This window comes from Paenibacillus endoradicis (assembly GCF_024721975.1).
The window spans coordinates 381,374-395,409 of sequence record NZ_JANQBB010000002.1 but is presented as its reverse complement, the minus strand read 5'-3'; the positions used below and the strand labels follow the sequence as shown (position 1 = coordinate 395,409).

The following is a 14,036-nucleotide window of genomic DNA, read 5'->3' as shown; positions in this document are numbered from 1 at the left end:
TTGGCAGCGAAGAGGTCATGTAGAGAAAATAGTGTTAGTATAAACGGATATTGGGGATCTTTTAAACCGAAGATGAAGTCGAAAAGCCGCATCAAACAGGCATACTGTTCATGTGGCTTTTCATCGTATGAAATTCAAGCTAGAAGGAGCATGGAAACTTAAGCTCAAATTTGAAAAATCTTTAATAGACTGTCAGATTTAAAGCAAAGTGAAGCGAAAACTGCGCTCAGGTCGTCTAATATGTGGAGGTGATAATTCAGTGAAGCTGGCCGGCTCGAATAACAAGGAAAATTTCCCTAAAGATCCCTCTCAAGCTCTAGAGCTGCTGATGGAAAGCTTTGGCTCCACGATCATGCGCACCGCATATTTTTATACCGGCGATCGGCATTTTGCCGAGGATATCAGTCAGGAGGTATTTCTTCGCGCTTATCGCAACTGGAACTCGTTTCGTGGAGATAGCGCGGTTAAAACCTGGTTGACGACGATCGCTATCAACGTTTGCCGAGACAAGATGGGCGTGCGGATGTTTACGGAACAGCCGACCGATCCCAGTCGGATGGAGCGGGGACGGATATTCAACGTGGAAGAAGAAGCACTTAAAAGATTGCAGAAAAGCGAGATTTTGCAGCATATGCTGCGTCTGCCTCTGCAGTATCAGGAGGCTTTATATTTATATTATTATCTGGACTTGAACACCCGGGAAATAGCGAAAGCGACGTCGTCGCCCGAGGGTACCGTGAGAAACAGACTGCACCGGGCGCGCGAGGCGTTGGCTCGGGAAATGCGCAAGGAGGAGACAACCGATGACGGACATGGAGCATAATTTACAACATTTGCAAAAGGAGATGGATGATATGTTATTTTCTACAATGGAATTAAGCGATAGCGATAAACAGAAGATCAGGAAACAAGCCGCTGCGGAGCAGAGAAGCCGCCGCCGATTCGTTCTTCCGAAAGCCTGGCTTGGAGGAGCGGCAGCGCTGGTCGCGGCAGTCGTCATAGTGACGGGATTGCCGATGCTGCAAGATCCCGCGATAGTCCCAACACCAACGGATAATTCGTCGGTAATTGTGCAACCCGGAAACGGAGGAGCTACAGGTTCGCAGTTGTCCCAATTGATTACAACTCCTTTAGGAACGGTGGAGGAAGCGAAAGCAGCTTTCGGTTCCGGTGTGCTTGTTCCTCAAGTTGCCCCGGAAGGCTTCGAGCTGTCTGAGATCGTCGGCGTGGGAATGAAGGACCAACCGCTCAGAGATTTGAACTTCACATACGGCTCGGGTGATAAGACTGTGACGTTCAGCGCGAGCCGTATGCCGGCGGCGTTCCCGACGGAACTGTTCACACAGACCAAAGTGAGCGGAGCGGACGGCTTTATTTTCGAGCAAGCTGAGTTCACGGAGCTGTTCTGGGTGGTTGACGGTATTCAGTATGGCGTGTCCGGTCCGATTTCCGGCGATGAGGCCATGAAGGTAGCTGAATCGGTTGAGCCTTAATGAGTTGATGGGTGTATATCGTGAATGAATTGAACGCCCCACCCGTCGAGGTGGGGTTTTTTCGTCGTAGTGTAATATCCCCATAAGGGAGCACGAGCTAGTTGGTTACACTACCCTAAAAGTAAGATGAAGTAAGGCGAATAAATAACACGGGGGCTTAGCTCAGCTGGGAGAGCGCTTGCATGGCATGCAAGAGGTCAGCGGTTCGAACCCGCTAGGCTCCACCAATAAAACAAATCAACCACGTCCTAAGGACGTGGTTGATTTGTTTTATTGGTGGAATGCCCAGGGGGCGAACCCCGGGGTTCAGTCCGCGCGGACGTAATGAAGTGAGTAGGCATCGAAGGTAATACATCTAATGGAGGAGTACGGCGTCTGAATCTACCGCTAAAAGTCCTCGTCGAGAAAGCTTCGTCAGTCTACGATCAAGATTCGGACATCCTCCTAGGCTCCATACAAAAAGGAACGCCACCACGTTTCGTGGTGGTGTTCCTTTATTTGTAGAGTGCGGTCTAAAGAATCAGCCCCCGAATCATACAAAGGAATAAACTTCGAAGTGTATTTGGTACACAGGTACGACGTCTGAATCAAAAATAAACCCATTGAGTTGCATCCTTCTCCAATAGATCATGAATCGGATTCACTAACAAATTAGTAATCCATAAATTACCAAAAAATGACAATCATACGCCATTCTGTGGCGTTTTTTTGTGTTTGGGTAACTCGTAAAAGGCAGAGTGAGCACGAAGGATTGGTATAAGATATGTAGATTTCACTTGAAAAAATGACGATAGAACGTTCGTTCGGAAGGGATTATTAAAAAAGAAACGAATTATGTATAAAAATGTAGATATCTAGATCTGGTTCAAAATAATTGCAGTTTTGTAGAATTAAACAAAGATGCTTGCTTGTTTACAAACTGAATGTGTGGTGATTAAATGCAACTCATTGACTATATTAAGTTGGTCGATATGAAAAATAAAACAGAGTTAGAACGAGCTAAGCTACTATGCTTTTATCATTATAAAGAAACTGGTGAATTACAGTTTTCAATAGCAAAAATTATAGAATTAATGGTGAAGTGCGGATTCAATACTCCAAACTCGACACGTCTTAAGGACAAGCTTACAAAGGGAAGAGACAAAATACTTTCCCCTTTAAAAGGGTCAAAAGGGATTTTTGAGTTCATTCCAATTATTCATCAAGCACTTGAAATAGAATTAGGCACATCATGGGGAGATACGGTAACAATAGTTTCATCAAGTGAATTAATTGATGAAATAAAATTTTGCGGAAAGCGCAATTATTTAGATCGTTTGATCATGCAAATTAATCATTCATATAGGTTTAATTGTTATGATGCCAGTGCGGTATTAATGCGCCGCTTATTCGAGGTAGTTCTAGTGCTCTCATATCAGAATATGGGTATTGATGATCAAATTAAGGATTCTTCCGGTTCAGGATATTTAATGCTTGATGGAATTGTAAGGAATTCAAAAAATAATCAAACGCTTAAGCTATCAAGAATCAAAAATGAGTTTGATACATTTAGAAAAGTTGGGAATTTTTCAGCTCATAATATTACTTATACTGCTAGCAAGAAGGATATTGATGATATTAAACTAAATTATCGTGTAATGTTGGAAGAGCTTTATTATAAATCTGGGCTTTTAGATTAAGGAGGAATATGATATTGGAGAACCGTGTGAAGTTTAAAATTGGTGACATTGAATTTGAAGCAGAAGGCTCTGCTGAGGTAGTTGAGCGAGAAAGAAGTGTTTTTTTGAACGCACTTTTGCCAGCAGCTGTCGATGCAATAGTGCGTACACGTGGTGAGATACCAGAAAAACGGTACATAGAAAATGAAGAGTATCAGGAACTTCTGTTGCCCCCTGTTATAGATCATGGAACTCATGTGATTGATGTAGATAAGGAAGACCTATCTAGAACAAGCTTACCATCGTTTATAAGGAATTTCGGTAGGTTAAATGATCAAGATTTCGCGCTAATCGCAGCATATTTCGACGAGAAGAAAAATGGCACAAGTATGTTCTCTTCTGAAAATATCAAAAGATACTACGCCGAAGCAAGAAAAATTGAATATTCAAATATCAGTGAATTATTAAGACAATTGGCGAAAAAAGGTATGATTATGGATGCTCCAAATCCAGAAACTAAATCACCTAAACAGTATGTGTTGACATCAGAGGGCATCTTATATGTGGAATTGTATGTTCCTAAAGGGGAATCCCAAGATAGGAAAACGAAATCGAGACCAAAGAAAACACGAAGCAGAGCAGAATCTATATTTGCTAATTTGAGTGCAGATGATATGAGTCTTAATAAGTACCCTGTAATAAAAAAACTCAATAGCTTTAAAGAGCAAATGTTACTTACAATGTATATTATCGTTAACGAGGGAAAAGGAGATACTTTTACTGTTTTAGATATACAATATTTAATGACTGATATCTTGGGCTTGCCTGCTTCAATTGATCAGATAAATGGCATTTTCCAAAAAAATAAAAGCTGGTTTAAATCAGAACAAGATACCAACAATAAAAAAGCTGTTAGAAGAAAACTGCTTGAAGGTGCAAAGGACTTTGCAAAAAAAATAATTGGTGAAGATATGAGTTCAGACAACTAAGTCAATACTCTGAACTTGAACCAGTAAGTCAGTAATCGACCTACATAATATAGTTTATGAGTCTTTGTCTATCTGTGATATGTATGGTAGTTAAACCGACTTACGTGGGAGAGCGCTTGCATGGCATGCAAGAGGTCAGCGGTTCGAGCCCGCTAGTCTACACCAGTACCTTAAACACAAACGGTAGAGATGCCGTTATTTTGTTTAGATTTTGTTTCCACACACTGTGCATGTGGAGTGCTTAATATTGATGATTCTGAAACAATAATTGAGATGTGACGGTGCGGCTCAAAGGCATTGATTGTAATGATATAATCGTTTACGCTTAGGAACTGGTATTAAGCGAACAGGCAGTTTAGCGGAACAAGACGGTTAGATTGTTCTCAAACATAATATTAAATCCATGGTATGATGTGTGGGAAATGGGTCAAGGTTAGGTGAACAGATTTTCTATTTTTGCGAAGGAGGAGATAAAGGGATATGGAAAGTTCGAATCAATGGGATGCAGAATGGGAAGTATCAGAAGAATTGGCTTATAAATTAATAAGCAGTCAGTTTCCGCAGTTAGCTACAAAAAGTGTAAAAAAAATAGGACATGGCTGGGATAACACTGTTTTTCTTGTCGGGTCCGAATATGCATTTCGCTTTCCAAGAAGAGAAGTTGCAATTAATTCTTTAAGGATGGAAGGAAAGATACTGCCTAAGCTTAAAGATTATTTTTCTATTGCATATTCGATACCACTATTTTTGGGGGAAGGGGATTATAATTATCCTGCACCCTTCCTAGGCTACCACTATTTATCCGGAGAGTTTCCAATCGGATTAACTGACAAGCAACGAGCGCTATCAGCAACAACGCTCGCGCAATTTTTAAAAAGCTTACATGCATTCCCTGTGCAAATTGCCCAAGAAAATGGAGCTCAATATGACCATAGAAATCTGACTGATATTGCGATGCGTAAGAAGAAGATACATAAATTCATTTCCGATCTTGCCCTTCATTTCAGTGAAGAAGAGTATCATGCAATATCAAATTATTTGGAACAGCTCAGAACTGAAAGAGTGAATCAAAAGTATGTATTCCTTCATGGTGACCTTCATTTTAAAAATATACTGGTAGATGAGAATGGAAGAGTTTCAGGGATTATCGACTGGGGAGATATCAATATAGGACATCCTGCTTGTGATTTGAATGTTGTGTATAGCTTTTTACCTCCGGATGCGCGTTCTGACTTTTTCAAAGAATATGGGGATGTAGATGAAGAAACGAAAATCTTATCTCGATTAATTGCCATATATATTCCCATTTTGATAATGATGCAGGCAATTGATGATAAAGATGAAAGATTGGTTGATGAAGCAAAAGCGAACATAAAACGTGCTCTTTCAGATTAAGAAATGTCATTCCGCTAACGGGGAACGAAAGTTGAAGAAATCGCCTTATCATAGGTGATCTTTTTCTTTATGTATCTAAAAAAACTTACGATAATAGTGCCTTGATTCATCGCAATATTACGTATTCCAGTCATGTGGAGTGCTGTGTGTCTCCTTAAGGAAATAGTAGTTAAGAGCCTGTATATTGAAGTCCGAATATATTTTGAATCTACCACTGTGATCTGCATCGGTGAGTCTGCTTTATTACCCTTCTTCTTGCTTAAAATTTGGGTTTGCACGTTAATGAACCGTCCGGGGTGGACGGTTTTTCTTATGTTCAAAAAAGGACCTCATCATGATGTTTGTGTTCAACGCCTCGCAGATATTTGCAGAGGACAGTATCCTTTAGTGATGTTATGATTAGAATAATTCATTTACTTATTTAGCTCTTGCAGATTGGGGTTACGATTGATAATGACGGGTATTCTCCGATTCAGTTCTCGTACTATTTTGCTTCATACAGTTGCTATCATTATTATTGGTTTGATGGCAAGCTATCTCTATCTCAGCATCTCTGCACCGCACTCTCCTAAGTTCCAAAGTGAAGAAGGCATTCTGGATTTAACGCAGGCTCATATCAGTGAGAATCCGTTAAAGTTAAAAGGAGAGTGGGCGTTCTACTGGCAAGAGTTACTGTCGCCAGAGGACATACAGAATCGCTTGGCACGGGACGGAAATGATGAACGCTGGATCAGTATCCCGAGTTCATGGCTTGGCTATCGATTAGATGATCAGCAGTTAAACGGGACAGGCTTTGCAACCTTTCGGGTGGTTATCCAGCTTAGTGAGCAGGACAGGAATGAGCGGCTTGCTCTGCGGCTGCCTACCATTTTTCATGCGTATAAGTTATGGGTGAATGGCGAGCTGCTAGCGGAAGTCGGTGTGGTTGGTCAGGACAAGAGCAGCGTGACACCGCATCTGGCAACGAAGCTGGTGTTCTTCCAACCCGAGAATGACACGGTGGAGCTGGTTATGCAAGTAGCCAACTTTCAGCATAAGCGTGGCGGCATCACCAAGTATATAGAGTTAGGCGGCAGTGATGTGATAACGGTCAGGACACATCTGAAAATCGCAGCTGAAATGTTTATCACTGCAAGCCTGCTGGTGATTGGCGTGTATCATCTGCTGTTGTTCGCACTGCGACGCAAGGACAGGGCCCCATTGTATTTTGGTCTGTTCACCCTGTTGTTCGGTATCCGCTCCTTACTGGTCGGTGAGCTCTTGATCACACAATTGTGGCCAGCTATTCCATGGGGGTTGCAGTTCAAGATCGAGTACTTGATTCTTTGCAGCGGTACATACATCATCACGATGTACTCTGAATGCATCTTTCCAAATTATGTTTCGCGTTGGTTTCATTTTGGCACACGAATCGTAACCGGAGCATTCTGTATCATTATTGTGGTGACCCCTGCAATTATATATACAAAATTATTGCCGATGATCGGTGTGATGGTTGTTTTCCATATGATTTATTTGATGGTTGGACTGGCCAAAGCGGCTGTACGGCGTATGGAGGGAGCGTTGGTCTTCCTGCTGGTGTCGATAGTTGCTTTAGTTACGGTCATCAACGATTTTTTATATTACAACGAATGGTCGTTGATCGGAAATACATCTTCGCTTGGTCTGCTAGTGTTTACGATGGCACAGATGATATTGCTTTCTTCGAGATTTACGCGGGCGGCATCGAACGAAGAGAGGATTGCTCGTGAACTGCAGGACGCTAACAACAAGCTGACCGAGATGAATATGAATTTGGAACGAACCGTGCAGGAACGAACACAGGCTTTATCCGCAGCGCATGCTGATCTCCGCATCTCGTATGATCGGTTGCTTCACTCCGAGCAAGGGAGGAAGAAGCTCCTTGCCTATATTACGCATGATCTGCGTATGCCGCTGTCCAGCATGCTCGGATATGTCGAGGCTGTGCAAGACAGGGTCAAGCCGGAACGCAACGAACAGTATCTGAAGTATATCCGGGATAACACGATAAGAATTAACCGTATGATCGAGGAGTTGTCTTTCTTGTCGCATTTGGAGACGGGACAAGTCACATACCACATGGAATCGATTGATGTGGCTCACTTCTTGCACCGGTTCTACGAACAATATGAGCTAGTTGTGCGTGACGCAGGGTTGGATTTCGTGCTGGATATCGGAGATGCGGAAGATCAGCGACCTACCTTGTCTGTTGTCAAGATGGATACGCAAAGACTAGAGCAGGCGTTGTTTAATCTAGTGTCGAATGCAATGAAGTTCACTCCTAGAGATGGGATGGTACGTATTGCGCTAGCTGTGGACGAGGTGAATCATACCCGCTATGCGATCATAAGCGTGCAAGATTCAGGCACGGGTATTCCCCCAGAGCAGCTCGAGCAAATTTTCGATCGCAATTACAGGTATGATCAACCGGGTGTTGAGAAGGGCTTAGAGGGTAGCGGGCTCGGGCTGGCGATTTGCAGGGAAATCGTCCAAGCGCATGGAGGGACGATTCGAGCGGAGAGCGATGGCAAGACCGGGGCGATATTCTATGTATCGCTTCCTTGTACGGTAGAAGAAGGAAGGTGACGGTGTGATGGATACGCACAAAATTATGATCGTCGATGATGATCCCCATATATGCGAGATTGTACAGGCGTATTGCGAACGGGAGGGTTTTATAACTTCGTATAGCTACAGCGGGACAGAAGCGATGAAGGTACTTGCGTCGTTTGAGCCTGATTTGATTGTACTGGATGTATTGCTGGCGAATGAAAACGGCATTGATTGGTGCAGGAACGCACGGAGCTACACGAATGTGCCGATCGTGTTTTTGAGCAGTCGAGAGGAAGACGAGGTGAAAATCAGCGCATTATCCGATGGCGGCGACGATTATGTGACCAAGCCGTTCAGTCCGGGAGTACTCATGGCCAAGATCAAGGCACATCTTCGTAGAGTGTCGACGGGCAGAAAGGGACAACTATTGGAGTTACCAGGCTTAACACTTGATTTCTACGCACAGTCTGTCACTATGGGTAGCGAAACCATCTTTTTATCGAAAAGAGAGTTTAGCCTACTGTCCTATATGGCGCAAAATGTAAATTGCGTCGTTAGTGTCGATGCGTTGTTTCAGCTCATCTGGGGTATGAAAAGTTTGGAGGATACGAGAACGGTTGCTGTACATATCAGTAATTTACGCAAAAAAATCGAGGCTGACCCCGCTAATCCCGAGAGAATCATTACGATTCGGGGAGCCGGATATATGCTGGTTGTCAGAAATACGTTGCAAGTGCGAACATAGCGTTAAGGTTGGTAATGTGACCTAGACTACTGCTTTACCGCTAACACACTACAGCCACAGTCATCAAAATTAAACCTAAAGATTGAATTCATTAATAAATAGCGGCGTAGGGATCACCTCCCTTACGCCGCTATTATTCTAGGTTAATATTGCTGGTTTAACCAATCTTCAACAACTTGCTGAAGATTGTTTCTGCCAGTTAAAGAAAACGGCGGGTCAGATGGACCTCTGATTTGATGATAGGCCTCTCCAATGACGGACAAGATATCGTTAAAGTTCTCAGCGGTCACTCCGTCTATTCCTGCAGCTTCAAGAATATATAATAGTTGTACAATATCTTCTGTTTGCGATAATGGAATAAAATAATTAATGTATCATTTGTTTTTCATTATTCAGGATAATAAGTCATATCGATGAGCTGTACTGTCCTACTTGGGCTAAGATTTTAAACCTATATTTTATATTTTAGAAGATGAATATTACTAACCCGCATTGAGATGAACCCAATAGTGGATATTTATTATGAAGGAGCCGTCAATTGAAAAGAAAATACATAAAGATAACAAAAATAAGTATTTTTATTATTGTTTTGCTTCTTACAATCGGATTGGTTTTTCCAACATGGACACCTCGAATTGAAGGAGATAATAGCATAAGTACTTTAAAACAGATCGAGATTAATGGTACTGATCATGAAGTCATGATTAGGGGAGTGCACCGACGCAATCCGATAGTAATCTTTGTGCATGGCGGGCCTGGCTGTTCTGAAATTCCTTATGTGCGAAAATATCAAGATTTGCTAGAAAAAAACTTTACAATTGTACACTATGATCAACGCGGAAGCGGGAAGTCGTATCACTTTTTTGAGGATTACTCTACATTATCGGCAGACTTGCTCGTAGATGATTTGTTGGCATTAACAGATTATGTTAAAAAGGAATTTGGACAAGAAAAAGTGTTGCTGATAGGCCATTCTTTTGGTACATATATTGGGATGAAAGCAGTCGCAAAAGCACCTGAAAAATTTGTTGCTTATGTTGGAATCGGGCAGGTTGCCGATCATTGGAATAGCGAATTGGATAGCTTGAATTATTCTATTGAACAAGCAAAATTAGCTGGTAACTTAAAGGATGCAGAACGATTAGAACAGCTTCGAGGTCCAATAGAAAAAAGGGAGCAACTTACTCCAAGAGATATGGTTCGAAAATATGGTGGAGCAGCTAGATTAATTGATGATAATGGGGATTATTACACAGGGTTTCTCTTTAATCCGGAGTATAATTTGCTAGATGTCATTCGCTATTTAAAAGGAGTTTCATTATCCCAAGAAATTTTGTTGGAGGAAGAGTCGAAAAATAATATTACAAGCATTGTCGATAAAGTAGATATACCCGTTTATTTTGTAATGGGACAATATGATTATATGACATCTGTAAAAGCGGCAAAAGAATACTTTGAAGTACTGGAAGCACCTAAGAAGGAATTTGTTATTTTCGAAAAATCCGCTCATTATCCTCAGTTTGAGGAGGAAGAGTTATTTGCTGAATGGTTGAAAAAGACATGGAGTCAGTTTAAATATTGAGAAGCAGTCAGATCTACAGGTGAAAGATGGCTAGAGGTAACGACTTTACAAGCATGAAAGCAAGCAGAGAAAGTATTGTTCGATTGAAGAAAGAACTCAAGCAGCTTGTGAAGTTGGACGAATCGATTACTGAAATGGTACATCGGTTTGTTGATAAGATTGAAGTTAAAGCGGATGGCTCGGTAAACATTTACTATAAGTTTACCGCCACCGTTCTTCTTACAGCTTAAATTACAGTGACAGACACTCAAGTCATGTGGAATGTGTAATATTGATGGTTCTGAATGAATTGATGAGATGTGACAGTGTTGCTCAAGCTACCAAGCAGTGAACCGTGCTACTAGTGACGGCTAAATTTTTGGGTGTTAGCTTACGCTCCATTCAACTTCTAGACTTGGAAAGAGTCTTTGGAGGAAACAGAATTTTTCAAGCACAAATAATCGGCAGTCGTCGACATATCGTTGTTGTCACAAAACGATCCTTTATCTCGTTTTATATGCAAGAGAATAAGGAGTGGTTGCAATGAAAGAATTGATATGCATCATCGTTGGCGGAGGATATGCGGGTATTAATGGGGTTAATGCGATTCGAAAAACGTTTAAGGGTGAGGCAAGCCAGCGTTCGCTTCGACTTATTCTAATCGACAAGAATCCCTATCACTTTCGCAAAGTTTTGCTTTTTAAGCCTGCGACTGGAAACGAAGATATAATTGTCCCATTGACAAGGTTGTTTCCCGAGGGGGTTGAATTCGTTCAGGCTACCGTAACCAAAATCGAATCAGAGAAGAGAAGGCTGCTTTATCAGGATGCCGAAGGAAATGAGAATTCGATGAAATATGACATTCTCGTTTTGACGGTAGGCAGCGTCGTACGGCAACCTGATCCTGATCTGGGGGGGATGGCGTTGGCTAGCTTGGATGCCGCGTGGAAGATCAGAGAGGCGTGGCGCACGAATATGCAAAAAGCTGTTAAGGAAACAAACGCGAAAGAGCGTCAGAGATTAATGACCATAGCCGTTGCGGGAGCAGGCATAAGCGGCATCGAGACATCTGCCGAACTGGCTCATTTCGTTCAAGAAGATGCGCAGCAATTGGGTCTAGATCCGGGTGCTGTGAGGATAAAATTATTTAACACGAACAAGAGGCTATTCCCGGATGGCCCGGCCAAGGTAGGACTTAAATTGGAACGTTCACTTGAAGCTTGCGGAGTAACTATCTTACATGGGAGCAGGGTGTTACAGGAGAAAGAGGGAACGCTAACCTTATCTAGCGGCGAAACGATGTCCGTCGGCCTATGTGTCTGGACGCTGGGGCTGTTACCCAATCCAATGCTGCGAAACATTGGGTTACCAGTCACTCCGGAAGGATACGTGATCGTAGATGCAAGTTATCGGGTTCAGGGTGTTCAGGGTGTATACAGTATCGGCGACTGCGCCCGAATTGTAGACCCTGCTAGCGGACGGGCGGACGGGAAGACGTGTAAGGAAGCGACCGCTCAAGCGGCAAGGCTTGGAAAGATTTTGTCGGCGGATCTTGAAGGGCGCCCTGCACCCTCGCATAAGGGGTTTATAGACTTTTTCTGCTTTGGCTTAGGTCCGGGGCATGGAATGGCATGGACACGTATATGGGGGGTAGATATTATTTTTACGGGAAAGCTGGGTTGGAGACTGAGAAAATTCACATGGGATGCGCCAAGCCTGTTAAAATAATAATGAAATTAGAGGATTAGAGGCTAAGATTGGAAGTGGTAAGATGCAAGAGTTATATGAGCAGTATAAAGGGCTGCTGTTTACGCTTGCCTACCAACTGACCGGGTCGGCTTCCGATGCGGAGGATGTTGTGCAGGACGTATTCCTGAAGATAAATGACGTAGATCTGGTGCGTTTGGTTGAACCGAAAGCATATTTGTGCAAAATGGTGACTAATCGCTGTAGGGATTTACTCAAATCCGCGCGTAAACGGCGGGAACTGTATTTCGGACAATGGCTTCCCGAGCCCATTCTTACTCCCAATGATGAATCATTTGAAGCGGTTGTTCGTGACGAGCTGTTGTCTTACGCAATGCTCGTGTTGCTTGAAAGGCTATCCCATACGGAACGGGCGGTGTTCGTGCTTCGTGAAGCGCTCGGCTTTGAATATTCAGATATTGCTGAACTTGTTGACAAAAGTGAAGCAAATTGCCGCAAACTGTTCAGCCGTGCAAGAGGAAAGATGGGGATTACCCCCGATGAACCAGTCAATCCCGAAGCAGCAAGCGAAGAGTGGATCCGCCGATTCCTGAAGGCTCTCGAACTGGGAAACGTGGACACGGTTGTATCCATACTCGCCGAAGATGTCGTGTTGGTCTCAGATGGAGGGGGGAAAGCATCCGCCGCCGTCCATCCTATTGAATCGCGCGATCTCGTCGCACGGTTCCTTCTCGGTCTAATTCGTAAGGCTCCTCATTACGAAGGAGGCATGCATGTCGAGATGACGGATATAAATGGTCAATCAGGGCTTGTTGTCCGTTCAGGCGAGGGCATCGAAGTTGTTGTGCTGATACACGTTGAGAGAAATGCGATTTGCAACCTATACCTTGTTAGGAATCCAGATAAGCTGAGGTTTTTATTGAAATAAAAAAGATTATTCGAAAAACATTACACCGTTAGACCCGTTATGGAGATTCGTATCGTGCACGGTGGTATAGCGAAAGTTGTGAACTGTAACCACACATGTGGAAGGTGTCGCGTTGTTGAAAATTAGCATTTAAGAGCCACATTTACCTGCAAGTTGAAGCCCGACCGTACACGGTCTGGGCTTTTTTCATATCTATGGAAAGAATAAACGGGATGAATGGTGACAGAACGATTGCTTTTATATTGTACGCGGATAGAGAAGCGGCAGCCGATTTTATAGGCTGCCGCTTCACATGGATTTAAGTATATTCAATAAGTTCTTTCTCTGATGAAAAACCAGCCGCCCGCCAAGAAAACGAAGAAAAGCACAACATTAAATCCGATGCCCGCAAGCAGTGAGTCGTTAAATAATAAGGTTTCGAAAAAAGAAACAACATGAGTGCGTAGCGCAGGAATTGCCGTTCCCGTCGGGATCGCAACAATGAACAACACCCACAGCAGCCAACCGACAAAGTGGTGGTAGCCAGAGATTAGCATACTTAGGAGCGCCATCGTCATCAAATAAAAAAAGGTTTGGTAGAGAAAAGAACCTGCCACGCCGAATTCATTCCAATGAAACGCTTCGATAAGGTTAACGTTGTTTTTGTGGAACACATTCACTTCAAGCATTGGCCATAAAGAATTGAATAAAGCAATGACTGCTGCCCACACGGCATAAACGAATTGAAGCCCCCAAAAATATTGTTTTCGGTTTGCACCTAAATGTACGATGCGTTTGTAATAGCTAAGCGGAAGAACGATTGCGATAATGAGCAATATAAGCAGAAGCAGGTTGCCATCTGAAAGTCCTCTGTTTTGGCTGCTGTCTGTAAAGAGACCAACGATGAATTCAGCCAACCTGCCAAGGAGGATGAGAATAATGACCATCCAGATGTATATCCTCAATTGCAAATAGGTCGCCTTTAAATGAACGGCCAATGCACCCAA

At 42.9% G+C, this 14,036-nt stretch carries 12 protein-coding genes and 1 tRNA gene; 12 read left to right on the top strand and 1 reads right to left on the bottom strand.

Annotated features, from left to right (window positions below):
- Positions 1–259: 259 nt before the first annotated feature.
- The 12 genes from NV377_RS07975 (at position 260) to NV377_RS07920 (ending at position 13,050) form a co-directional block, all read left to right on the top strand.
- Entirely contained in the window at positions 260–823 is a 564-nt protein-coding gene (locus NV377_RS07975) for an RNA polymerase sigma factor (protein WP_258200670.1), read from the top strand.
- A complete protein-coding gene (locus NV377_RS07970; protein ID WP_258200669.1) occupies positions 804–1,493 on the top strand; it encodes a DUF4367 domain-containing protein in 690 nt (229 codons plus the stop codon). Before NV377_RS07975 ends, NV377_RS07970 begins: the two co-directional genes overlap by 20 nt.
- A gap of 152 nt (positions 1,494–1,645) precedes the next feature.
- Positions 1,646–1,720, top strand: a tRNA-Ala gene (locus NV377_RS07965).
- 711 nt (positions 1,721–2,431) lie between these two features.
- A complete protein-coding gene (locus NV377_RS07960) occupies positions 2,432–3,172 on the top strand; it encodes a hypothetical protein (RefSeq protein WP_258200668.1) in 741 nt (246 codons plus the stop codon).
- Between the two features lie 14 nt (positions 3,173–3,186).
- Positions 3,187–4,140, top strand: coding sequence for a hypothetical protein (locus NV377_RS07955; protein WP_258200667.1), 954 nt, complete (start codon positions 3,187–3,189; stop codon positions 4,138–4,140).
- A 480-nt stretch (positions 4,141–4,620) separates the two neighbouring features.
- Positions 4,621–5,535 carry a phosphotransferase gene (locus NV377_RS07950; RefSeq protein ID WP_258200666.1) on the top strand — a complete coding sequence of 305 codons (915 nt, stop codon included), beginning with the start codon at positions 4,621–4,623 and terminating at the stop codon, positions 5,533–5,535.
- A 453-nt stretch (positions 5,536–5,988) separates the two neighbouring features.
- Positions 5,989–8,142, top strand: coding sequence for an ATP-binding protein (locus tag NV377_RS07945; protein ID WP_258200665.1), 2,154 nt, complete (start codon positions 5,989–5,991; stop codon positions 8,140–8,142).
- 7 nt (positions 8,143–8,149) lie between these two features.
- Positions 8,150–8,854 (top strand): response regulator, encoded by a 705-nt coding sequence (locus NV377_RS07940; RefSeq protein ID WP_258200664.1) that lies wholly within the window; start codon positions 8,150–8,152, stop codon positions 8,852–8,854.
- A gap of 538 nt (positions 8,855–9,392) precedes the next feature.
- Complete coding sequence (locus tag NV377_RS07935) at positions 9,393–10,436, top strand: alpha/beta fold hydrolase (protein ID WP_258200663.1); 1,044 nt, start codon at positions 9,393–9,395, stop codon at positions 10,434–10,436.
- A gap of 26 nt (positions 10,437–10,462) precedes the next feature.
- Positions 10,463–10,666 carry a hypothetical protein gene (locus NV377_RS07930; RefSeq protein WP_258200662.1) on the top strand — a complete coding sequence of 68 codons (204 nt, stop codon included), beginning with the start codon at positions 10,463–10,465 and terminating at the stop codon, positions 10,664–10,666.
- A gap of 292 nt (positions 10,667–10,958) precedes the next feature.
- Entirely contained in the window at positions 10,959–12,143 is a 1,185-nt protein-coding gene (locus NV377_RS07925; RefSeq protein ID WP_258200661.1) for an NAD(P)/FAD-dependent oxidoreductase, read from the top strand.
- Positions 12,144–12,186: 43 nt separating this feature from the next.
- On the top strand, positions 12,187–13,050 hold the full coding sequence (locus tag NV377_RS07920) for an RNA polymerase sigma-70 factor (RefSeq protein ID WP_258200660.1): 864 nt from the start codon (positions 12,187–12,189) through the stop codon (positions 13,048–13,050).
- A gap of 308 nt (positions 13,051–13,358) precedes the next feature.
- On the opposite strand, the gene NV377_RS07915 is transcribed toward NV377_RS07920, so the two are convergent.
- A complete protein-coding gene (locus tag NV377_RS07915; RefSeq protein WP_258200659.1) occupies positions 13,359–14,036 on the bottom strand; it encodes a hypothetical protein in 678 nt (225 codons plus the stop codon).

Coding starts and splice junctions, on each gene's coding strand:
- NV377_RS07970 (WP_258200669.1), top strand. CDS start 804: ATGACGGACATGGAGCATAATTTACAACATTTGCAAAAGGAGATGGAT.
- NV377_RS07960 (WP_258200668.1), top strand. CDS start 2,432: ATGCAACTCATTGACTATATTAAGTTGGTCGATATGAAAAATAAAACA.
- NV377_RS07950 (WP_258200666.1), top strand. CDS start 4,621: ATGGAAAGTTCGAATCAATGGGATGCAGAATGGGAAGTATCAGAAGAA.
- NV377_RS07945 (WP_258200665.1), top strand. CDS start 5,989: ATGACGGGTATTCTCCGATTCAGTTCTCGTACTATTTTGCTTCATACA.
- NV377_RS07940 (WP_258200664.1), top strand. CDS start 8,150: ATGGATACGCACAAAATTATGATCGTCGATGATGATCCCCATATATGC.
- NV377_RS07930 (WP_258200662.1), top strand. CDS start 10,463: ATGGCTAGAGGTAACGACTTTACAAGCATGAAAGCAAGCAGAGAAAGT.
- NV377_RS07925 (WP_258200661.1), top strand. CDS start 10,959: ATGAAAGAATTGATATGCATCATCGTTGGCGGAGGATATGCGGGTATT.
- NV377_RS07920 (WP_258200660.1), top strand. CDS start 12,187: ATGCAAGAGTTATATGAGCAGTATAAAGGGCTGCTGTTTACGCTTGCC.